The following is a 21,885-nucleotide window of genomic DNA, read 5'->3' as shown; positions in this document are numbered from 1 at the left end:
CGGGAACCCGCGACGATCAGGCAACTCCGAGGAACGGGAACGGGTCGGCTTCCTCGAACCTTGCGCTGGCATCACCGGCGTAGATCGTCTTCTCGCCCTCGCCGAGCGGCAGCCGCAGCGTCGGGGCGCCCGGCGAGAAGTCGAGGTTGCTCAGCTCGACCCAGAACGTGTTCGGCGACAGCGCCGACTCGAAGAAGTAGCGCAGCGCCTTGTGGTCGACGACCGTGCGCCAGCGAGTGGTCGAGATGTTCGGCTCGTCGGGTGTGGAGATCCCGTACGGCACCGACGCGTTGCGCACGACGCTGAACACCGTCGCGGCGGCCAGCAGCGGGTCGTCGGTCTTGGGGACCGCGTCGATGTAGAACGACGCGCGCACGAACCGGTCCGCGGCGCGGTTGGTCCCCGGCAGCATCACGGTGCCGCCGATCTGCTTCCAGTACTCGCTGATCGCCAGCTGCTTGTCGAAGGTCGGCGAGTTCGTCATCACCCGGTATTGGCTGCCGTGGTGAACGACCTGCTCACCGTCGATGTACTCGACGATCGCGCTGTCGCCGCCGGCATCCGACATCGCCAGGTGCAGCGTCGCCATCCGCTCCTCACCGGGGACCTGGGCGGTGGCCACCCGCAGCGGGGTGGCGGTCAGCGCCGCCACCGCCTCGCCAACCGTCGCGAAGTTGTCGAGCACGTACTGGCCCCACAGCGCCAGCGAAACCGCGGGACCCCCGGCGGTTTCGGCGGGATACACCGATTCGGCCAGCCACAGCAGGTTGACCACGAGTCCGGCCTCGTTCACGCCATCGGTTGTGCTGATGTCGTAGCCGGTCGCGACCACGCTGCCGTACTTCGACGTCCACTCCGCGGAGCCGGTGCCGGCCTGACCGGTTCGGTGGATGCCGCGCGGCAGCGCCCACAGATTCGTTTGGATCTCCGACTTCCAGTCCATGGAGCGGCCGGTGATGTTGCGGTTATCGGTTCCGAGGTAGACGACGCGGGTGCACACGACACGCATCGTATGAGGCGCTCAGTTCGTGCAGGCCTCGGACAGCTCGGCGAGCTTGCGCCGTAGTTGGTTGTCGAGCGCCGACATCTCGTAGTAGATCTCCGGCGCCGGGGCGCCCGGAGCCCTGTTCTGCGTCTCCGCGCGCGCCTGGGGCAACTTCTGGACGAACAGCCCGGCGAGGTCGGCGACTTCGACCGCGGTGAACCGCAGCTCGGGGGTGTCGATCTTGCGCGCGCGCTCGGAGAGGCCGTCGGCCCATTCCCGGTAGGCCAACTCCTCGGCCGCGGTGGGCGGGCCCTCGGCGCCCTCGCTCTTCGAGCTGATCAAGTCGTTCTGCTGCTGGTTGTATTCGAGGAAGTCGAGGACCGGACGGCATTCTTCAGGCGGTTGCTGCAGTTGGCTGTAGACCAGTGCCACGATCGCGATCACCACGACGGCGATCGCCACCCACCATCGCCGATCAAGACTCATCACCGCCGCAACTCTAGCCAGGCGCCGGATTCGTAACGTACGCGCAACCTCGCGAGCCGGTCCACGTAACAGAAACGTTGATTACTGACAGTGAACGGCCCCGAATCGGGCCGCATCACTTTCAGGAGATGGTTAATGGATACAGGAACCACGGCGTTCATGCTGTGTTGCATCATCGCGCTCACGCTGATGATCCCGGGTCTCGCGCTCTTCTACGGCGGCATGGTGTCGGTGAAGAGCTCGACCAACATGATGATGATGACGTTCGGCGCCGCGGCGCTCGTCGGCGTCCTCTGGGTACTGTTCGGCTTCTCGATGGTGTTCGGCACGTCCTACGGCGGATTCATCGGCAGCTTCACCGAATTCGACGGGTTGACCGACCTGACCGAGGCGATGACGACCGTCGACGGCCTGCCGATCAGTTTGTTCGCTTTGTTCCAGGCCCTGTTCGCCGCGATCACCGTCGCGCTCATCTCCGGTGCGGCGGCGGATCGGATGAAGTTCAGCGCCTGGATGGTCTTCGCCGGCCTGTGGGCCGTGCTGGTGTACTTCCCCGCCGCGCACTGGGTGTTCGCGTTCGACGGCGTGGTGACCGAGGGTTCGGTCGGCGGCTGGATCGCCAACAAGCTCGGTGCCCTGGACTTCGCCGGTGGCACCGCGGTGCACATCAACGCCGGCGCAGCGGCGCTGGCCATCGCGATCGTGCTGGGCCGTTCGGCGCTGTTCGGCAGCCGCAAGCCTCACAACGTGCCGCTGACCCTGCTCGGCGCGGGCCTGCTGTGGGCGGGCTGGTATGCCTTCAACGGCGGTTCGGCCCTGTCCGCGGGCACATCGGCGGCGATCGTCATGGTGACCACGTTCGTCGCGACGTGCGCGGCGACGCTGGCCTGGCTGACCTTCGAGAAGATCAAGACCGGCCACGTCACCGGTGTCGGCGCGGCCTCGGGTGCGATCACCGGGCTTGTGGCGATCACCCCCGCCTGCGGTTCGGTGACACCGGTCGGCGCCATCTGCGTCGGCGCGATCGCGGGCGCGATCTGCGTGTATGCCGTCGGCCTCAAGGACCGGTTCGGCTACGACGACAGCCTCGACGTCGTCGGGGTGCACCTCGTCGGTGGCCTCATCGGAACGCTGCTGATCGGCTTCTTCGCCAGCGAGGCGATGCCCGGCGCCACCAATGGCCTGTTCTACGGCGGCGGCATCGAGCAGCTGTGGAAGCAGGCGGTTGCCGCGGGTGCGGTCATGGCGTACTCGTTCGTTGTGGCGTTCATCATCGCCTTCGCGATCAAGAAGACGATGGGCATCCGCATCTCGCCCGATGAGGAGGCGACCGGCATCGACGCCAAGTTCCACCGCGACTCGGCGTACGCACTGCAACCCGCCTGACCCGGACCCGGCCGGCGCGGCGTACGTTGCCGCGCCGGCCATTTCGGCCCTTTCGAGTTTCCTTCCACGACACAGAGATTCATTACAGAAGACAGGTTCGAAAGCAATGTCCAAAGATCTGGCCACCCTGGCCGAGGAGTCGGGGACGACGTTCATCCTCGCTCTGTTCGTCGACCTGCGCGGCAAGCCGTGCGCCAAGTTGGTTCCCGTCGAGGCGGTCGAGCTGCTCGCGACCGACGGCGTCGGGTTCGCCGGATACGCCGTCGGAGCGATGGGCCAGGAGCCCAAAGACCCTGACATGATGGCGATCCCGGACGTCGAGTCGTTCACCCCGATCCCGTTCATCAAGGACGGGCTGGCGATCGTGCACTGCGACCCGCACGTCGAGGGGGCGCCGTGGCCGTACGCGCCGCGCGTCATCCTCAAGGCGCTGATCGAGCAGGCCGCCGACGCCGGATTCGAGCCGTGGGTGGGCGCCGAAGTCGAGTACTTCCTGTTGCGCCGCACCACCGATGGCGGGCTGTGCACCGCCGACGCCGCCGACACGGCCGCCCAGCCCTGTTACGACGCGCGTGGCGTCACCCGGATGTACGACCACCTCACCGCCATCTCCCGGGCGATGAACCAGCTGGGCTGGTCCAACTACGCCAACGACCACGAGGACGGCAACGGTCAGTTCGAGCAGAACTTCGAGTTCGCCGACGCGCTCACCACCGCCGACCGGGTCGTGACGCTGCGCTATCTGCTCTCGACGATCGCCGCCGAGCGCGGAATGGTGGCCACCTTCATGCCCAAACCGTTCGCCGACCGCACGGGCAGCGGTCTGCACCTACATGTGTCGCTGACCAGCGCGGGCCGGCCGGTGTTTCCGGCTGGACCCGACGAACCCGATGAACACGGCCTCGGCCTGTCCGAAACGGCCTACGCGTTCCTCGGCGGGATACTCGAGCACGCGTGCGCGCTACAGGCGGTCGTCGCGCCAACCGTCAACTCCTACAAGCGAACCAGGGCCACCACGACGGCGTCGGGTGCTTCCTGGTCACCGAACACCCCGAGCTACGGCGGCAACGACCGCACGCACTACATCCGGGTGCCCGACGCCCAGCGCATCGAGTTGCGGGGCAGCGACGGCTCGGCCAACCCGTACCTGGCGATCGCGGCCGCTCTGGGCGCCGGCCTGGACGGGATCAAGCGCAGCACCGACCCCGGACCCGTTGCCGCTCAGCATCGTTCACCGCTGCCCGCCACACTGCTGCACGCGGTCGACGAGCTCGAAAGCGATCCCGTCGTCGCCGGTGTGCTGGACGCCACCGGTGACGGCGTGGCCTCCTACTTCGCGAACCTCAAGCGCGACGAGTTCTTCGCCTACCACAGCGCGGTCACCACATGGGAGATCGACAACTACCTGACCGCGTTCTGAGGAGGAGCCTGACGATGTGCGGAATCGTGGGCCTGCATCTGCGAAACCCCGACCTGTATCCCCGGCTGGGTGAACTGCTCACCGACATGCTGTGCGAAATGGGCGACCGCGGTTCGGACTCCGCGGGAATCGCGGTCTACGGCGATCCGGCGTTGGCGCCGCCCGGCACGAGTTGTGTCTCCGTTCTGGGGACCGAACCGACCGCGGAGGCCATCGGTTTCGATGTCACGGTGACGCGGTATGACGCGACGTACCTGGTCACTGCGAAGGTGCCGACCGAGACGCTGCACGACGCCGTGCGGACCGCCTACCCCGATGCGCTGGTCGCCGGGTTCGGCACCGACCTCGCGGTGCTCAAGGGGGTGGGTCACCCACGAACGCTGACCGAGAACTGGAACCTGGCCAAGGCGCAGGGCTGGCAGGGCGTCGGCCACACCCGGATGGCGACCGAATCGGCCGTGACACCCGCTGGATGCCACCCGTACGCGGTCGGGCCCGAGCAGTGCCTGGTACACAACGGGTCGTTCGCCAACTACGCCACCATCCGCCGCGAACTGCGCGCTGCCGGAGTGCGTTTCGACAGTGAGAACGACACCGAGGTCGGAGCCCGGTTCGTCGCGCACCGGCTCGCGGCGGGTTGCGACGTGCAGACCGCGCTGAAGGAACTGTGTGCGAAATTCGACGGCTTCTACACGCTGCTGGTGTCCAACCGCGATTCGTTTGCGGTGGTGCGCGATGCGATCGCGTGCAAGCCCGCCGTCATCGCCGAGACCGCCGACTGGGTGGCGATGGCGAGCGAATACCGCGCACTGGCCGGCCTTCCCGGCGTCGGCGCCGCCAAGATCTTCGAGCCCGAACCGGAGGTGGTCTACGCATGGACACGCTGACATGCTCTTCGGGCAAGCCCTCATCGGCCATCGCGTACGACCTGGCCACCACTCCCCTGCGCAAAGTCAACGCGGCCCTGCATGCGCCGGGGCTGTCCGGTGACTTCGTGATCGCCAATCCCGCAGGCGCACACAACGTCGCGGTCGGCATCGACGCGCGCGTTCGGGTCACCATCGACGGTCACGTCGGCTACTACGCCGCGGGCATGAACCAGCGGGCCGAGGTGACCATCAACGGCAATGCGGGCACCGGCGTCGCCGAGAACATGATGAGCGGCGTCGTCCGCGTCAAGGGCAACGCGTCCCAGTCGGCGGGTGCGACGGCCCACGGCGGCCTGCTGGTCATCGACGGCAACGCCGCGGCACGGTGCGGCATCTCGATGAAAGGAGTGGACATCGTCGTGGGCGGGGACATCGGCCACATGAGCGCGTTCATGGCGCAGGCGGGTCGCCTCGTCGTGCGCGGGAACACCGGCGAAGCGCTCGGGGACTCGATCTACGAGGCCCGGATCTACGTGCGCGGCGAGGTCGCGTCGCTGGGTGCCGACTGCATCGCCAAACCGATGCAGCCCGAACACCATCGGGAGCTGCGGGAACTGTTGGCGGCCGCGGGATTCGACGATGACACGCACGCGTACACCCGCTACGGGTCGGCGCGGTCCCTCTACCACTTCCACATCGACAACGCATCGAGCTACTGATGAACCCCTGGGCCCTCCGCGAATCCGCAACCTTCGACCGCACCACCATCGCCGCCATTCAACGCGCGGCCGAAACCGGCATCTACGACATCCGCGGCTGGGGCGCCAAGCGGCCGCTGCCGCACTTCGACGACCTCCTCTTCCTCGGGGCGTCGATGTCGCGTTATCCACTGGAGGGATATCGCGAGAGGTGCGCCACCGATGTGGTTCTCGGCGACCGCCACGCCAAACATCCGTTGCACCTCGATATTCCGGTCACGATCGCAGGAATGTCGTTCGGCGCGTTGAGCGGGCCGGCCAAGGAGGCCCTCGGACGTGGCGCCAGCGAGGTCGGCACCTCGACGACCACCGGTGACGGCGGCATGACCCCCGAGGAACGCGGCCAGAGCAAGTACCTGGTCTATCAGTATCTTCCGTCGCGATACGGGATGAATCCCGACGACCTGCGCAAGGCCGACGCGATCGAGGTGGTGCTCGGCCAGGGGGCCAAACCCGGCGGTGGCGGAATGTTGTTGGGGCACAAGATCTCGCCGCGCGTCGCGGCGATGCGCACGCTGCCCGAGGGTATCGACCAGCGTTCGGCGTGCAGGCATCCGGACTGGACCGGCCCGGACGACCTGACCATCAAGATCAACGAGTTGCGTGAGCTCACCGACTGGGAGAAGCCGATCTACGTCAAGATCGGCGCCACTCGCACCTACTACGACGTGAAACTCGCGGTGCACGCCGGCGCCGACGTGGTCGTCGTCGACGGTATGCAGGGCGGCACCGCGGCCACCCAGGAGGTGTTCATCGAACACGTCGGCATCCCGACGCTGGCCGCCGTACCGGAGGCGGTGCGCGCGCTGCAGGAACTCGGCGTGCATCGGCGAGTGCAACTGATCGTCTCGGGCGGCATCCGCACGGGCGCCGACGTCGCCAAGGCCCTGGCGCTGGGCGCCGACGCCGTCGCCATCGGCACGGCGGCGCTGATCGCGTTGGGCGACAACCATCCTCGCTACGCCGCCGAGTACGAGAAGCTCGGTAGCGCAGCGGGTTTCTTCGACGACTTCCAGGACGGTACCGATCCCGCGGGCATCAGCACGCAGGACCCGGAGTTGGCGGCGCGATTCGATCCGGTCGAAGGCGGTCGCCGATTGGCCAATTACCTGCGGGTGCTGACGATGGAGGCCCAGACCATCGCCCGGGCCTGCGGTAAGTCCCACGTGTGTCATCTCGAGCCCGAAGACCTGGTCGCGGTCACGATCGAGGCGGCCGCGATGGCGCGCGTCCCGCTCGCGGGCACGAATTGGATCCCCGGCACGTGACCACTGCGGACGTCGTGATCATCGGCGGCGGCATCGAGGGCGCCGCCGCGGCATGGGCGCTGAGTCAACGCGGAATCACCGATGTCGTTCTGCTGGAACGTAACACCGTCGCATCGGGCATGACCGGCAAGTCGAGTGGCATCGTCCGCTGCCATTACGGGGTGAGCTCGCTGGCGGCGATGGCCGCCGTCGGGCTGGAGGTGTTCGAGAAGCCTCAGCAGTTTCTGGGGGACCAGGCGCTCGACATCGGCTTCCGCCAGACCGGCTACGTCGTCGGCGTCGGCCCACAGGACGTCGACGCGCTGCGTAAAAGCCTTGCCGCACAACGGTCCGTCGGCGTGCAGACCGAGGAGATCGACGTCGACGAGGTCGCGCGGATGTGGCCGTGGGCCGACCTGTCACCGTTCGCCGTCTTCGGATGGGAGCCGCGCGGCGGCTACGGCGACGCGTACCAGACCGCGCAGGCGTTCGCGGTTTCGGCGCGCGCCGCGGGTGTGCGGATCCGGCAGGGCACGGCCGCAACCGAACTCGTGCTCGACGGCGACCGCGTCACCGGTGTCCGCACCGCCGACGGCGACATGGTCTGGGCGCGCACCGTCGTCGTCGCCACCGGCGTGTGGACGCAACCGTTCCTCGCGCCGTACGGCATCGACGTACCCATCAGGGTGGTGCGCGAGCAGATCGTGCTGATCTCCCCCGGCGTGGATGTCGGACCGGTGCCCGTGTTCTCCGACCTGGTCTCGCTGCAGTACGTACGCCCGGAACTGGGCGGCGAGATCCTGTTCGGCAACAGCGACCTGTCCGAACCCGAGAACGCCGACCCCGACGCGTACTCCAACCGCGCAACCGAGTCGTTCGTCGACCTGACCGTCGAACGGGTCGGCACCCGGTTCCCCGGGTTCACCGATGCGGCGATCACGGGCAGCTACGCAGGCTGTTATGACGCCACCCCGGACTGGAACCCGGTGATCAGCGCCACCGCAATCGACGGCGTGCTGGTGGCGGCCGGCTTCAGCGGACACGGCTTCAAGATCGCGCCCGCCGTCGGCCGGCTCATCGCCGACCTGGTCGTCGACGGGCGCAGCAGCGACCCGCGCATCCCCGAGACCGACTTCCGGCTGTCGCGCTTTGTCGACGGCGACCTGCTGACGAGCCCGCATCCGTATGTGGGCGCGGGCCAGATGCGATGATTCCTGACAGTAGACATGACTGACGTACCGCTGCTCCGCAACAGATCCGGCACCGCCCGCGACCGCGATCCGCAGGCGCCTGTCTCCGAGCTCGAGATCGAGGCGGCGATCGGGCGCAACGTCCGGCGGCTCCGCCTGCAGCAGGGTTTGACGGTCGCCGAGATGGCCGCGCGGATCGGCATCTCCAAGGCGATGATGAGCAAGATCGAGAACGCCCAGACGTCCTGCAGCCTGAGCACGCTCGCGCTGCTGGCGACGGGCTTCGACGTCCCCGTCACCAGCCTGTTCCGCGGCGCCGACGTCGAGCGGCCCGCCGCCTTCGTCAAGGCGGGCACCGGTGCGCGCATCGTGCGCGAGGGCACCCGCGAGGGTCACGAGTACCAGCTGCTCGGCTCGCTGCGCGGCGAACACAAGCGACTGGAATGCCTGCAGGTCACGCTGTCGGAGAAGAGCCAGACCTACCCCCTGTTCCAGCACCCCGGCACCGAGTTCATCTACGTCCTCGAAGGGGTCATGGACTACAGCCACAGCCGGTCGGTGTACCGGCTCCATCCCGGTGACTCGCTGCAGTTCGACGGGGAGGGCGCACACGGGCCGGTGGACCTGATCGAATTGCCGATTCGGTTCCTGTCGGTGATCGCGTTCCCCGACTCGCAGGTCTAGCGCCCGCGAGCTGCATTTTGTGAGGTGCCCGGGCCGGGAGTACAGTGTGCGACGTGCAGCGGGTGCTCCTTCTCGGCAGCCGCGACGGGGTCTGATCAGACCGGCTTCCCGTCGCGGGTGTTCGCGATGCGCCGGTCGAGTCCCCCTTCAAACTCCCGGAGCAATACCGTGACCACGTTCTCGAAACCATCACCCGATTCCCCCGACGCGTTCTCGTCGGTCCGTCAGATCACCAAGCCGTCGGGTCCGCCCCATCCCGGCCAGCCGGCGTGGAACACCCAGCGCGGTTCGACGATGCCGGTCAACCGGTACCGCAGCTTCGCCGACGAGGTCGAAAACATCACGCTGGCCGACCGCACCTGGCCGGACAGGGTCATCGACTCCGCCCCGATGTGGTGCGCGGTCGACCTGCGCGACGGCAACCAGGCGCTGATCGACCCGATGAGCCCGCAGCGTAAGCGCCGCATGTTCGACCTGCTGGTACGGATGGGCTACAAGGAGATCGAGGTCGGCTTCCCGTCGGCCAGCCAGACCGACTTCGACTTCGTCCGCGAGATCATCACCGAAGGCGTCATCCCGGACGACGTCACCATCCAGGTGCTGACCCAGTGCCGCCCGGAACTGATCGAGCGGACGTTTGAGGCCTGTGAAGGCGCGCCGCGCGCGATCGTGCACTTCTACAACTCCACGTCGATCCTGCAGCGGCGGGTGGTGTTCCGCGCCGACCGCGACGCCGTCAAGGCGATCGCCACCGACGGCGCGCGGATGTGCGTGGAGGAGGCCAAGAAGTATCCCGGCACCCAGTGGCGGTTCGAGTACTCGCCGGAGTCCTACACGGGCACCGAACTGGAGTACGCGGTCGACGTGTGCAACGCCGTCGCCGAGATCATCGCGCCGACGCCCGACGCGCCGCTGATCGTCAACCTGCCCGCGACCGTCGAGATGGCGACCCCGAACGTCTACGCCGACTCGATCGAGTGGATGCACCGGCACCTGAGCCCTCGTGACAGCATCATCTTGAGCCTGCATCCGCACAACGATCGCGGAACCGCCGTCGCCGCAGCCGAATTGGGCTATCAGGCCGGTGCCGACCGGATCGAGGGCTGCCTGTTCGGCAATGGTGAGCGCACCGGGAACGTCTGCCTGGTGACGCTGGGACTGAACCTGTTCTCGCGCGGCGTCGACCCGCAGATCGACTTCTCGAACATCGACGAGATCCGTCGCACCGTCGAGTACTGCAATCAGCTGCCGGTGCACGAACGCCACCCGTACGGCGGCGATCTGGTCTACACCGCCTTCTCGGGCAGCCACCAGGACGCCATCAACAAGGGCCTGGACCAGATGAAGCTGGATGCCGACGCCGCCGACCAGGATGTCGACGACATCCTCTGGCAGGTGCCGTATCTGCCGATCGACCCGAAGGATGTCGGTCGCACCTACGAGGCCGTCATCCGGGTGAACTCGCAGTCCGGCAAGGGCGGCGTCGCCTACATCATGAAGGCCGATCACGGTCTGGCACTTCCGCGACGGCTGCAGATCGAGTTCAGCCAGGCGATTCAGAAGATCACCGACGGCGAGGGCGGCGAGGTGTCCCCGAAGGAGATGTGGGACGTCTTCGCCGAGGAGTATCTGGCGCCGATCCGTCCCCTTGAACGCATCCGCCAGAAGGTGACGGCCGCGGAGGTGGACGGCGGCACCGACACCATCGAGGCCGTGGTGATGGTCGACGGTGTCGAGCGCGAGATCGTCGGCGCCGGCAACGGCCCGCTCGCCGCGTTCGTCGATGCGTTGGGCGCCATAGGGATCGACGTATCGGTTCTCGACTACTCCGAGCACGCGCTGTCGGCCGGTGAGGAGGCGCAAGCCGCGGCCTACGTCGAGGCCTCGGTCGGCGGCAACACCGTGTGGGGTGTCGGCATCGCACCGTCGATCACCACCGCATCACTGCGCGCGGTGGTCTCGGCGGTCAACCGGGCGTCGCGCTGACCCTCACTCGCGTCGGGGTGAGTCGACGAGCGACATCCAGAAGATGACCGCGAGAAGACCCAGGATCGCCAGCGCGGACACCAGATCGAACCACTGGAACGGGATCAGCGAACCGTCGATCGAGATCACAAGGACCGTCTCGACGACACCGAATATCACGAACAAGCCGCCGAGCAGCAGTCGCGGCTGGGTCCGGTGCAGCTGGGTCCGCCTCAGCTCGACGGTGAGCGTGAGCAGCAGCACCGGCAGCACCTGCGCGAGCGCCGACGCAGTGGCGACGTCCACCAGGACGATGCGATGGTCTGCCATTCAGAACAGTGCGAACTGGTCGCCGGCGAGCGTGGTGTCGGTGAACTCTTCGACGCCGGTACCGCCGACGACGCTGTCGATCGCGCGCATGAACTCCGCGTCGCTGACCAGCGGGACACCCAGCTCCCCGGCGTGATAGCCCTTGCCCTGGGCCGGCTGGGCGTCGTTGCAGAGCACCAGCGAGGTCTCGGCGTCGACGGTGTCGGTGTAGGCCAGCCCGGCGTGCAGGATCCGCTCGATGAGCTCTTCGTGGGTGCATTCGACCTCGGCGGACAGCGCGATCCGCATGCCCTGCACCAGCGGTCGCCCGCTGATGTATCGGCCGGGATTGAGGTAAGGACACGGCAGGCGGGAGGCCACCGCCTTGAGTGGACGCAGCTCGTCGTGGGTGACGACACCGTTGGGCCAGCGTCTTCGCGATACCGGGTGCACGGGGAGCCAGACCCGGCGTTCCCGCGCGCGTACCAGCGCCGGCTTGAGGATCTGGGCGAGCACCAGCGCGTCGTCGAGGGCGTCGTGCGGCCGGATCTGGCTGATGCCCCAGTTCGCGGCGAGCGTTTCGAGCCGCAGGTTCTCGGTGCCCAGGTCCAGCCTGCGCGCCAGTTCGACGGTGCACATCACGGTGTCGGTGGGCAGCTCGCGGTTGACCAATTCGGTTTCGGCGGCCAGGAACGAGTAATCGAAGCCGACGTTGTGCGCGACCAGCGTGCGGCCGTCGAGCAACTCGACGAGGTGGTCGACGATGTCGCCGAAGGTGGGTTGGCCCTCCAACATGTCGGCGGTCAGACCGTGCACATGCGTCGGGCCGGGATCGACGCCGGGGTTCAGCAGCGTGTACAGGCTCTGTTCGACGTTGCCGTCGTCGCCGAGGGCAAGCGCGGCGATGCTGACGATGCGGGCCTGGCCCGGCCGGAAGCCCGAGGTCTCCACGTCGACGACCGCCCAGCCTTCTCCGGCATGCTCGGCCGGCCGGCCCCAGCGGGGCCGATTCTCGGCGTCAGAGCCGCTCGGCCGGTGACCTCCGGCGTCCATTGGGCCCACTTCGTCAGGATCGCACGGTGGTGTGACAAAGCCGGGACCTCGCCGAATCGCCTGCCAGCGTGTCGGCTACCTAAACTGCCGGGGTGGTCACGACACGTGGACGGCTCGCCCTCGCGGCCGGTGCGGGCGCCCGCTGGGCGTCGCGGGTCACCGGGCGCGGTGCGGGGGCGATGATCGGCGGGCTGGTCGCGCTGGCGCTCGACAAGTCCCTGCTGCGCCAGCTCGGCGCGGGCCGTGACACCGTGGTGGTCACCGGGACCAACGGCAAGTCGACGACGACCAGGATGATCGCGGCGGCGCTGCGCACGATCGGACCGGTCGCCACCAACGACACCGGCGCGAACATGGACGCCGGGCTGGTGGCCGCGCTGGCCGGTGCGCGGCAGGCGCCCCTGGCCGCCCTCGAGGTCGACGAGATGCACGTCCCACATGTGGCCGAAGCGGTAGAACCGGCGGTGATCGTGCTGCTGAACCTGTCCCGCGATCAGCTGGACCGCGTCGGCGAGATCAACCACATCGAGCGCACCCTGCGCGCCGGACTGGCTCGTCATCCGTCGGCCGTCGTGGTCGCCAACTGTGACGACGTGCTGATGACCTCGGCCGCATACGACAGCCCCAATGTGGTGTGGGTGGCCGCGGGCGGCAGCTGGGCCAACGACTCGGTGAGCTGTCCGCGATCCGGGGAGATCATCCTGCGCGACGGCGGCAACAGCCGCGACTGGCGTTCCACCGGAACCGATTTCAAGCGCCCCAGCCCGCACTGGTGGTTCGACGACGCCAATATCTATGGGCCGGACGGGTTTTCGCTACCGATGACGCTGTCGCTGCCCGGTGCGGTCAACCGCGGCAACGCCGCGCAGGCCGTGGCGGCGGCGGTCGCGATGGGCGCCGACCCGGCGGCGGCGGTGGCCGCGGTGTCGGGTGTCGACGAGGTCGCCGGGCGCTACCGCACCGTGCGCCTCGGCGAGCACACCGCGCGGGTGCTGCTGGCGAAGAACCCGGCGGGCTGGCAGGAAGCGTTGTCGATGGTCGACAAACACGGTGCGGGCGTGGTGATCTCGGTCAACGGCCAGGTACCCGACGGTGAAGACCTGTCCTGGTTGTGGGACGTCCGGTTCGAGCACTTCGAGGACACCCACGTGGTGGCCGCCGGTGAGCGCGGCACCGATCTTGCGGTGCGGTTGGGCTACGCGGGCGTGGAGCACACGCTGGTGCACGACACGCTCGCCGCGATCGCGTCATGTCCGCCCGGGCACGTCGAGGTGATCGCCAACTACACCGCGTTCCTGCAGCTGAACAGGCGGCTTCCCGATGCCTGAGTCGGCGGTACGCATCGGGTTGGTGCTGCCCGACGTGATGGGAACCTACGGTGACGGGGGCAATTCCGTCGTGCTGCGACAACGCCTGCGGCTGCGGGGTTTCGACGCCGAGATCGTGGAGATCACGTTGGACGACCCGGTGCCTTCCGGGCTCGACCTGTACACGCTCGGGGGCGCCGAGGACTATGCACAGCGCCTGGCCACCAAGCACCTGCTGCGGTATCCCGGTTTACAGCAGGCGGCGGCGCGGGGAGCGCCGGTGCTGGCGATCTGCGCGGCCATCCAGGTGCTGGGGCACTGGTACGAGACTTCGTCGGGCGAACGCGTGGACGGCGTGGGCCTACTCGATGTCACAACCTCACCGCAGGACAAGCGCACGATCGGCGAGGTGGTGTCCCAGCCGCTGCTTACCGGCCTATCGCAGCGGCTGACGGGATTCGAAAACCACCGCGGCGGGACCGTTCTCGGCGCAGACGCGCGGCCCCTCGCCAAGGTGATCAAGGGTGCGGGGAATCGCGACGGCGACGGTTTCGACGGGGCGGTGCAGGGCGGCGTCATCGCCACCTATCTGCACGGACCGTGCCTGGCCCGCAATCCGGAGCTGGCCGACCACCTGTTGAGCCGGGTCGTGGGTGACCTGCCGCCACTGCACCTCGACGAGGTGGAGCAGTTGCGACGCGAACGCCTGGCCGCGCCCCGACGCGTCTGAGACAACTTCCTCGCGAAAGTTACAGGCCGAGGTCGCGCAGGAACTCCGGCTTGTACGCCTCGAGGATCACGTATCGCGGATCCGGAGTCGGCACCTCCGGCGCATCGTCGGGCACCTCTTCACCGCTGACCGGGTCCACCCACTCCTGGCTCGCGGCGTCCCACCGGCTGACCGTGAACTGCGCGTCGACGCCGTCGTCGGCCACCAACGTGCGAACCGTGCGCTCGGCCTCCTGCGCGTCGGCCAAGGTGGCCATGTACAGCTGGATGCGGTCGCCGTCGCGGGTCACCGTCACCCGCGATCCGAGCCGCTCGCGCGCGTCGTTGTCCAGGTCGAGGGTGCGCAGCTTCTCCCAGAACGAGAGATGCTGCTCGCTGCCGAGCTCGACCTCGACCTTGAACTCGTCGGGCATGGATGTCCTTTCTCGGCTATGCCATCGCGCGTCGGCCGGCCAGTGCGCGGCCGAGCGTCAGCTCATCGGCGAACTCCAGGTCACCACCCATCGGCAGACCGGACGCGATCCGCGTGACCGTCAGGCCCGGGATGTCGCGCAGCATGCGCACGAGGTAGGTCGCCGTCGCCTCGCCTTCGGTGTTGGGGTCGGTCGCGATGATCACCTCGGTGACGTCCACCCCGTCCACCCGCTCGCCGATCCTGTTGAGCAGCTCGCGGATTCGCAGCTGTTCGGGGCCCACCCCCGAGAGCGGATCCAGGGCCCCGCCCAGCACGTGGTAGCGCCCGCGGAACTCGCGCGTGCGCTCGACGGCCTGCACGTCTTTGGGCTCCTCGACCACGCAGACCAGTGCGGCGTCGCGCCGGGGATCGCTGCAGATGCGGCAGCGGTCGTCGTCGGAGACGTTGCCGCACACCGCGCAGAACTTCACCCCGTCGCGCACCTTGTTCAGCACAGCGGTCAACCGGTCGATGTCGGGCGGCTCCACCGACAACAGGTGAAAGGCGATCCGCTGCGCGCTCTTCGGCCCGATGCCGGGCAGCTTGCCGAGCTCGTCGATCAGATCCTGGACGGGTCCCTCGAACAATTACATTCCCGGGATACCGAGATTGCCCATGCCGCCCGCGAGTGGCCCAAGCCGGTCGTGGGCGAGGATGGTGACCTGTTTGGCGGCGTCGGAGATGGCGCCGACCACGAGATCCTGCAGGGTCTCGATGTCCTCGGGATCGACGACCTTCGGGTCGATCGACACGGCCACCACCTCGCCGCTGCCCCTCATCGTGACCTGCACCAGACCGCCGCCGGCCTGACCGTGCACCTGGGCGTTGGCCAGCGCCTCCTGCGCCTCCATCAGCTGCTGCTGGACCTGCTGGGCCTGCGCGAGCAGCGCGGACATATCGGGTTGGCCTTGCGGTTGCATGAGTGGTCCCCTTGCGTCTTGGTTGCGGTCCGGTCTCGACTTGGTTTCTGTCCTCGGCTCGCGGCCGTTTGAGCTTTCAGCGTAGTCGTCGTTGCGGTTACGGTGACGGCCGTGCCTGCCCGCCTGCGTGTCGGCGCCACGAGAACATTGCGCGGCTGTGCCGCGGTGGCGACCGGACTACTCGTCGCCGCATCGACGCTCGTCAACCCCGCCTTCGAGGCCGAGGCCGCGCCCGCCAACATCGCGGGCAAGATCGTGTTCCTCGACCCGGGACACAACGGCGCCAACGACGCCTCGATCAGCAAGCAGGTGCCCACCGGCCGCGGCGGCACCAAGGACTGCCAGGCCAGCGGCACTTCCACCGACGACGGTTACGCCGAGCACACGTTCGCCTGGGAGACCACGCTGCGGGTCCGCCAGGCCCTGCACGCGCTGGGCGTGCGCACCGCCATGTCGCGCGGCGACGACACCGGTCTGGGCCCGTGCGTCGACGAGCGCGCCGCGCTGGCCAACTCGATCAAACCCAACGCGATCGTGAGCATCCACGCCGACGGCGGCCCGCCGACCGGGCGCGGTTTCCACGTCCTGTACTCGTCCCCGCCGCTCAACGACGCGCAGGCGGGGCCGTCTCCCCGATTCGCGGGGATCATGCGCGACCAGTTGCAGGCCTCCGGTTTCGTGCCGTCGACCTACATCGGCTCGAACGGCCTCAACCCGCGGTCGGACATCGCGGGCCTGAACCTCGCCCAGTACCCGTCGATCCTGGTGGAGCTGGGCAACATGAAGAACCCGGTCGATTCGGCGTTGATGAAGACGCCGGAAGGGCGGCAGAAGTACGCCGACGCCGTGGTGCGCGGCATCGCGGGGTTCCTGGGGTCGACGTAGCCCTCTAACGGGTTGATCGCATGCACCAGGTGCTTGCGATCAACCGCTTAGCGAGGTCATCCCTCGAGATGCTTCTTGAGGTTCTCCAGCACCTCGGACTGAATCTTGCGCAGCCCCAGCGGCGCGAACGTCTTCTCGAAGAAGCCGCCGATCCCGCCCGCACCCTGCCAGGACGTCTTGACCGTCACCGACGATCCGGGACCCGCGGGTGCGACCGTCCAGTTGGTGATCATCGAGGAGTTGGCGTCCTTTTCGATGACCGTGTGACCGGCCACGTCGATCTCGGCTTTGACATCGCGGACCCGCGACTTGGTCGCCTGCAGCTTCCAGGTGGCCACCGTGCCCGCGCCCTGTCCACCCTCGAGCACCCGGTAGTCGCTGTAGTGCGGCGACAGGATCTTCGGTCGCACGTTCGCGTAGTCCGCGATGGCCGACAACACCGTCTCCGGCGCAGCGTCGATCAAGACGGTGCTCGATGCGCTGACCTGTCCCATCGGTGCACGCTCCTCGGTAGAAGTTCCATGCGGTCGCATCGCCTGCGACCTCGGACTAGCGTATATCCGTGTCTGTTGCCCGAACCGACGCACGTGCTCTTCATGCCGCGGGCGTGCAGCGGCTACTGAGCAGCTATCGTGCGATTCCGCCCGATGCCACCGTTCGCCTGGCCAAGCCCACGTCGAACCTGTTCCGCGCACGGGCCAAAACCACCGCGAAGGGCCTGGACGTCTCGGGGTTGACCGGTGTCATCGCCGTGGACCCCGAGGGGCGTACCGCCGACGTGGCCGGCATGTGCACCTACGAAGATCTTGTCGCCGCGACGCTGCCATACGGCTTGGCGCCGTTGGTGGTACCGCAGCTCAAGACGATCACGCTCGGCGGAGCGGTCACCGGGCTCGGTATCGAGTCCACGTCGTTCCGCAACGGCCTACCCCACGAGTCGGTGTTGGACATGGACATCCTCACCGGCACCGGTGACGTCGTCACCGCATCGCGGGACCAGAACACCGACCTGTTCCGGGCGTTCCCGAATTCGTATGGCACGTTGGGCTATTCGGTTCGGCTGAAGATCGAGCTGGAAACCGTGCAGCCGTTCGTCGCGCTGCGCCACCTGCGGTTCAACAGCATCGAGGACCTCGTCGCCGCCATGGACGGCATCGTCGAGACCCGCGGCTACGAGGGCGCTCCCGTCGACTATCTCGACGGTGTGGTGTTCTCCGCCGAGGAGGCCTATCTGACACTCGGATTCAAAACCACCACACCCGGACCCGTCAGCGATTACACCGGCCAACACATCTACTACCGATCGATTCAGCACACCGGGGACAACGGCGCCCAGAAGCACGCCCGGCTGACGGTCCATGACTACCTGTGGCGGTGGGACACCGACTGGTTCTGGTGCTCACGGGCGTTCGGCGTCCAGAATCCTTCGATCCGCCGGTGGTGGCCCCGTCGGTACCGGCGCTCCAGCTTCTACTGGAAGCTGGTCGCGCTCGACCAGCGGTTCGACATCGCCGATCGGATCGAGCAGCGTAACGGGCGACCACCGCGCGAACGCGTCGTGCAGGACGTCGAGGTGCCGATCGGACGGTTGGCGGAGTTCCTGCACTGGTTCCTCGACAACGTGCCGATCGAGCCGATCTGGTTGTGCCCGTTACGACTTCGCGACGACGCCGGCGCAGACGGCGGGTGGCCCCTGTATCCGCTTCGGCCGAAACACACCTACGTCAACGTCGGCTTCTGGTCGTCGGTACCGGTCGGCCCCAGCGAAGGGCATACCAACACGTTGATCGAACACAAGGTCAGCGAACTCGACGGTCACAAGTCGTTGTACTCGGATTCGTACTACAGCCGCGAAGAGTTCGACGATCTGTACGGCGGCGAAACCTACAAGATAGTGAAAAAGGCATACGATCCAGATTCACGGCTGCTCGATCTCTATGCGAAGGCGGTGCAGAGACGATGACGACTTTCAAGGAACACGCGGCCCAGGCGCCGGCGGGAAAGCTCACGCTGGCCGAGATTTTGGAGATCTTTGCGGGCGGAAACCTGCCGCTGCGCTTCAGCGCCTACGACGGAAGTACAGCCGGACCCGAAGACGCCCCGCTCGGCATGGAGCTGCTGACGCCGCGTGGCACGACGTATCTGGCCACTGCGCCTGGGGATCTGGGGCTGGCACGTGCTTACGTATCGGGCGATCTGGCGACGCACGGCGTGCATCCGGGCGATCCCTACGAGTTGCTCAGGGCGCTCGCCGACAAGATGGACTTCAAACGTCCGCCCGCGCGGGTGCTCGCCCAGATCGTGCGCTCCATCGGCATCGAGCACCTCAAGCCGATCGCGCCGCCCCCGCAGGAGGCGCTGCCGCGGTGGCGTCGGATCGCGGAAGGACTGCGCCACAGCAAGACTCGTGATGCCGAGGCGATTCACCATCACTACGACGTCTCCAACACGTTCTACGAGTGGGTGCTGGGCCCGTCGATGACCTACACGTGCGCGTGCTATCCGCACAGCGGGTCGACGCTGGAGGAGGCGCAGGAGAACAAGTACCGGCTGGTGTTCGAGAAACTGCGCCTCAAGCTGGGCGACCGCCTGCTCGACGTGGGCTGCGGGTGGGGCGGCATGGTGCGCTACGCCGCGCGGCACGGCGTCAAGGCGCTCGGGGTCACGCTGTCGAAGGAGCAGGCGTCCTGGGCGCGAGAGGCGATCGCCCGCGACGGGCTCGGAGATCTCGCCGAGGTGCGCCACGGCGACTACCGCGATGTGCGCGAGTCCGATTTCGACGCGGTGTCGTCGATCGGGCTGACCGAGCACATCGGCGTGCACAACTACCCGGCCTACTTCGATTTCCTCCAGTCGAAGATGCGTCACGGCGCACTGCTGCTCAACCACTGCATCACCCGACCGGACAACCGGACCGGTTCCACCGCCGGGGGCTTCATCGACCGCTACGTCTTCCCCGACGGGGAGCTCACGGGTTCCGGTCGCATCATCACCGAGGCGCAGGACGTCGGCCTGGAGGTGGTTCACGAGGAGAACCTGCGCCACCACTACGCGCTGACGCTGCGCGACTGGTGTCGCAACCTGGTGCAGCACTGGGACGAGGCCGTCGCCGAGGTCGGGCTGGCGACGGCCAAGGTGTGGGGTCTGTACATGGCCGGCTCGCGCCTCGGCTTCGAGACGAATGTCGTTCAGCTGCACCAGGTTCTGGCGGTCAAGCTGGATCGTGACGGCTACGATGGCGGTCTGCCGCTGCGGCCGTGGTGGACGCCCTAGCGGGCGTCGCAGCCTCAGCCGTCGATACGCCGGGCACCCAACTCGTTCTGCAGTAGCTCGAGCGCGGCTTCCTCCGGATCGCGGCGCGGCGTGTCCGAGGTGTCGCTGCCGGCTTCGGCCAGCATCGCCTCCTCGTCGTCGTCGTGGGGGGGCGGGGGCGGGGGCGATCCGGCCGGAACCGGTTCCTTGGGCGGCGGCGGTGCCGCGGCCGGACCCGCCTCGCAGCGGATCTTCCAGTTCACCCCGAGGGCGTCCTTCAACGCTTCGCGGATGACGTCGGCGTTGCGCTGTTCGGTCAACCGCTTGGCCAGCGGCGCCGAGTCGTGGCTGAGCACCAGTGTGTCGCCCTCGACCGCGCGCACGATCGCACCCGACAACATCACCTCGGTGGTGCGGCTGCGCTCGCGCACCTTGTCCCGCACCGTCGACCACATGCTGCGCACGGCCGCGGCGTTCGGCTCACCCGTCACCGCGGCAGGGGGCGGCGCCTCGACCACCGGATCGGACGGCGGCCGCACCGGGGGCGGCGACGGCGGTTTGCTCTCGGTTGCTGTCGGCGTGGGCTGGGGCGTGGGTACGGGCTTGCTTTCGGCCTGGGGCTCTGGCTTCGGTTCGGGCTGGGGTTGGGACCGCGGCTCGCTGCGCGGCGGCGCGGGCGCCGGCTCGGCCGCCGGCGTTTCGGTCTTACTCCTGCGGGCGTACTGCTTCGGCGGCCCGCTCACCTGAGGCGCTGCGCCCTCACCGGCCGGAATCGACATGTCCAGGCGCGTCTCGATGCGCTCGATCCGTTGCAGCAGAGCCGCTTCCGTGTCACTGGCCGACGGCAGCAGCAGCCGCGCGCACACCACTTCCAGCAGCAGCCGGGGCGCTGTGGCGCCACGCATCTCGCCGAGTCCGGCGTGCACCACCTCGGCGTAGCGGGTCAGCGTCGCGGTGCCGATGCGCGTGGCCTGCTCGCGCATCCGATCAAGCACGTCCTCGGGCCCGTCGACGACGCCGCGCGCCGCGGCATCGGGCACCGATTGCAGGATGATGAGGTCGCGAAACCGCTCCAACAAATCGGTGGCGAACCGGCGCGGGTCGTGACCGGCGTCGATCACCGCCTCGACCACCCCGAAGAGCGCGGCCCCGTCGCCGGCGGCCAGCGCGTCGATCGCGTCGTCGATGAGCGCCACATCCGTCGCACCCAGCAGTGCCAGCGCCCGCGTGTAGTTGACGTGGTTGCCCTCGGCGCCGGCGAGCAACTGGTCGAGCACCGACAGGGTGTCGCGGGGCGACCCGCCGCCGGCGCGGATCACCAGCGGGTACACCGCGTCGTCGACGGTGACGTTCTCCTGCTCGCAGATGCCCTCCAGCAGCGTGCGCATGGTGCGCGGCGCCAGCAGCCGGAACGGGTAGTGGTGCGTGCGCGAGCGGATGGTCGGCAGCACCTTCTCCGGTTCGGTGGTCGCGAACACGAAGATCAGGTGTTCGGGCGGTTCCTCGACGATCTTCAGCAGCGCGTTGAAACCTGCCGTGGTGACCATGTGCGCTTCGTCGACGATGAAGATCCGGTACCGCGACTGCGCAGGGGCGTAGAACGCGCGGTCACGCAACTCGCGGGTGTCGTCCACACCGCCGTGGCTGGCGGCGTCGAGTTCGACGACGTCGACGCTGCCGGGCCCGTTCGGCGCAAGCGCCACGCAGGAATCGCACACTCCGCACGGCGTGGCCGTCGGGCCCTGCGCACAGTTCAGCGACCGCGCCAGGATGCGTGCCGACGAGGTCTTGCCACACCCGCGCGGACCGGAGAACAGGTACGCGTGGTTGATCCGGCCCGACGTCAGCGCCGTCGACAGGGGCTCGGTGACATGTTCCTGGCCGACGACTTCGGCGAAGGTCGCGGGCCGGTACTTGCGGTAGAGCGCCACGGTCAGCAGGCTACCGGCGCGGTGTGACGGCTGGGCGGGCCAGCCCTGTCTCGCT

Annotated in this window: 22 protein-coding genes; 13 read left to right on the top strand and 9 right to left on the bottom strand. The window is 68.0% G+C overall.

The window, feature by feature from the left end; translation table 11 throughout:
* Nucleotides 1-16: 16 nt before the first annotated feature.
* Nucleotides 17-1,000, bottom strand: a complete 984-nt coding sequence (locus RMCN_RS10120) for a bile salt hydrolase (RefSeq protein WP_067388849.1) — start codon at nt 998-1,000, stop codon at nt 17-19.
* 21 nt (nt 1,001-1,021) lie between these two features.
* Entirely contained in the window at nt 1,022-1,471 is a 450-nt protein-coding gene (locus tag RMCN_RS10115) for a hypothetical protein (RefSeq protein ID WP_067388741.1), read from the bottom strand.
* 135 nt (nt 1,472-1,606) lie between these two features.
* Between RMCN_RS10115 and RMCN_RS10110 the strand changes: the two genes are divergently transcribed.
* The 8 genes from RMCN_RS10110 (at nt 1,607) to leuA (ending at nt 11,011) form a co-directional block, all read left to right on the top strand.
* On the top strand, nt 1,607-2,857 hold the full coding sequence (locus tag RMCN_RS10110) for an ammonium transporter (RefSeq protein ID WP_064403551.1): 1,251 nt from the start codon (nt 1,607-1,609) through the stop codon (nt 2,855-2,857).
* 106 nt (nt 2,858-2,963) lie between these two features.
* Entirely contained in the window at nt 2,964-4,277 is a 1,314-nt protein-coding gene (gene glnT / locus RMCN_RS10105) for a type III glutamate--ammonia ligase (RefSeq protein ID WP_067388739.1), read from the top strand.
* Nucleotides 4,278-4,291: 14 nt separating this feature from the next.
* The gene (locus RMCN_RS10100; protein ID WP_067388737.1) at nt 4,292-5,164 is read left to right on the top strand and encodes a class II glutamine amidotransferase domain-containing protein; all 873 of its coding nucleotides are present in this window, start codon (nt 4,292-4,294) and stop codon (nt 5,162-5,164) included.
* Nucleotides 5,152-5,865, top strand: coding sequence for a GltB/FmdC/FwdC-like GXGXG domain-containing protein (locus RMCN_RS10095; RefSeq protein WP_067388735.1), 714 nt, complete (start codon nt 5,152-5,154; stop codon nt 5,863-5,865). The genes RMCN_RS10100 and RMCN_RS10095 overlap by 13 nt, the downstream gene beginning before the upstream one ends.
* Nucleotides 5,865-7,172, top strand: a complete 1,308-nt coding sequence (locus RMCN_RS10090; protein ID WP_067388734.1) for an FMN-binding glutamate synthase family protein — start codon at nt 5,865-5,867, stop codon at nt 7,170-7,172. Before RMCN_RS10095 ends, RMCN_RS10090 begins: the two co-directional genes overlap by 1 nt.
* The gene (locus tag RMCN_RS10085) at nt 7,169-8,362 is read left to right on the top strand and encodes an NAD(P)/FAD-dependent oxidoreductase (protein WP_067388732.1); all 1,194 of its coding nucleotides are present in this window, start codon (nt 7,169-7,171) and stop codon (nt 8,360-8,362) included. Before RMCN_RS10090 ends, RMCN_RS10085 begins: the two co-directional genes overlap by 4 nt.
* A gap of 15 nt (nt 8,363-8,377) precedes the next feature.
* Nucleotides 8,378-9,025 carry a helix-turn-helix domain-containing protein gene (locus RMCN_RS10080; RefSeq protein WP_067388730.1) on the top strand — a complete coding sequence of 216 codons (648 nt, stop codon included), beginning with the start codon at nt 8,378-8,380 and terminating at the stop codon, nt 9,023-9,025.
* Between the two features lie 126 nt (nt 9,026-9,151).
* The gene (gene leuA, locus RMCN_RS10075) at nt 9,152-11,011 is read left to right on the top strand and encodes a 2-isopropylmalate synthase (RefSeq protein WP_234787628.1); all 1,860 of its coding nucleotides are present in this window, start codon (nt 9,152-9,154) and stop codon (nt 11,009-11,011) included.
* Nucleotides 11,012-11,014: 3 nt separating this feature from the next.
* On the opposite strand, the gene RMCN_RS10070 is transcribed toward leuA, so the two are convergent.
* Both RMCN_RS10070 and RMCN_RS10065 read right to left on the bottom strand, forming a co-directional pair.
* A complete protein-coding gene (locus tag RMCN_RS10070) occupies nt 11,015-11,320 on the bottom strand; it encodes a hypothetical protein (protein WP_064416023.1) in 306 nt (101 codons plus the stop codon).
* The gene (locus RMCN_RS10065; RefSeq protein WP_064416024.1) at nt 11,321-12,352 is read right to left on the bottom strand and encodes a DEDDh family exonuclease; all 1,032 of its coding nucleotides are present in this window, start codon (nt 12,350-12,352) and stop codon (nt 11,321-11,323) included.
* A gap of 92 nt (nt 12,353-12,444) precedes the next feature.
* Between RMCN_RS10065 and RMCN_RS10060 the strand changes: the two genes are divergently transcribed.
* Nucleotides 12,445-13,680 (top strand): Mur ligase family protein, encoded by a 1,236-nt coding sequence (locus RMCN_RS10060; RefSeq protein WP_067388726.1) that lies wholly within the window; start codon nt 12,445-12,447, stop codon nt 13,678-13,680.
* The gene (locus RMCN_RS10055; RefSeq protein WP_067388724.1) at nt 13,673-14,389 is read left to right on the top strand and encodes a type 1 glutamine amidotransferase; all 717 of its coding nucleotides are present in this window, start codon (nt 13,673-13,675) and stop codon (nt 14,387-14,389) included. Before RMCN_RS10060 ends, RMCN_RS10055 begins: the two co-directional genes overlap by 8 nt.
* 19 nt (nt 14,390-14,408) lie before the next feature.
* Here the strand turns inward: RMCN_RS10055 and RMCN_RS10050 are convergent, their stop codons facing one another.
* The 3 genes from RMCN_RS10050 to RMCN_RS10040 are packed head-to-tail and all read right to left on the bottom strand — an operon-like array spanning nt 14,409 to nt 15,762.
* Nucleotides 14,409-14,801 (bottom strand): hypothetical protein, encoded by a 393-nt coding sequence (locus RMCN_RS10050; RefSeq protein WP_067388723.1) that lies wholly within the window; start codon nt 14,799-14,801, stop codon nt 14,409-14,411.
* A gap of 16 nt (nt 14,802-14,817) precedes the next feature.
* Entirely contained in the window at nt 14,818-15,429 is a 612-nt protein-coding gene (gene recR / locus RMCN_RS10045) for a recombination mediator RecR (protein WP_064416028.1), read from the bottom strand.
* On the bottom strand, nt 15,430-15,762 hold the full coding sequence (locus RMCN_RS10040) for a YbaB/EbfC family nucleoid-associated protein (RefSeq protein ID WP_064347748.1): 333 nt from the start codon (nt 15,760-15,762) through the stop codon (nt 15,430-15,432). It lies immediately after the preceding gene.
* A gap of 111 nt (nt 15,763-15,873) precedes the next feature.
* Here RMCN_RS10040 and RMCN_RS10035 point away from each other — a divergent pair, with 111 nt between their 5' ends.
* A complete protein-coding gene (locus RMCN_RS10035) occupies nt 15,874-16,647 on the top strand; it encodes an Rv3717 family N-acetylmuramoyl-L-alanine amidase (protein WP_064416136.1) in 774 nt (257 codons plus the stop codon).
* Between the two features lie 56 nt (nt 16,648-16,703).
* On the opposite strand, the gene RMCN_RS10030 is transcribed toward RMCN_RS10035, so the two are convergent.
* Nucleotides 16,704-17,141, bottom strand: a complete 438-nt coding sequence (locus RMCN_RS10030; RefSeq protein WP_064416029.1) for an SRPBCC family protein — start codon at nt 17,139-17,141, stop codon at nt 16,704-16,706.
* Nucleotides 17,142-17,209: 68 nt separating this feature from the next.
* On the opposite strand from RMCN_RS10030, the gene RMCN_RS10025 reads away from it, so the two are divergent.
* Nucleotides 17,210-18,610 (top strand): FAD-binding oxidoreductase, encoded by a 1,401-nt coding sequence (locus RMCN_RS10025; RefSeq protein ID WP_067388721.1) that lies wholly within the window; start codon nt 17,210-17,212, stop codon nt 18,608-18,610.
* Nucleotides 18,607-19,920 carry a class I SAM-dependent methyltransferase gene (locus tag RMCN_RS10020; protein ID WP_067388719.1) on the top strand — a complete coding sequence of 438 codons (1,314 nt, stop codon included), beginning with the start codon at nt 18,607-18,609 and terminating at the stop codon, nt 19,918-19,920. The genes RMCN_RS10025 and RMCN_RS10020 overlap by 4 nt, the downstream gene beginning before the upstream one ends.
* Nucleotides 19,921-19,934: 14 nt before the next feature.
* Here the strand turns inward: RMCN_RS10020 and RMCN_RS10015 are convergent, their stop codons facing one another.
* Nucleotides 19,935-21,830, bottom strand: a complete 1,896-nt coding sequence (locus tag RMCN_RS10015) for a DNA polymerase III subunits gamma/tau (protein ID WP_067388847.1) — start codon at nt 21,828-21,830, stop codon at nt 19,935-19,937.
* Between the last annotated feature and the right edge of the window lie 55 nt (nt 21,831-21,885).

Origin of the sequence: Mycolicibacterium novocastrense, assembly GCF_001570485.1 — a bacterium.
GTDB classification, from domain to species: Bacteria; Actinomycetota; Actinomycetes; order Mycobacteriales; family Mycobacteriaceae; genus Mycobacterium; species Mycobacterium novocastrense.
Note: the sequence above shows the minus strand (reverse complement) of the source record. Positions and strands in the feature narration are given on the sequence as shown.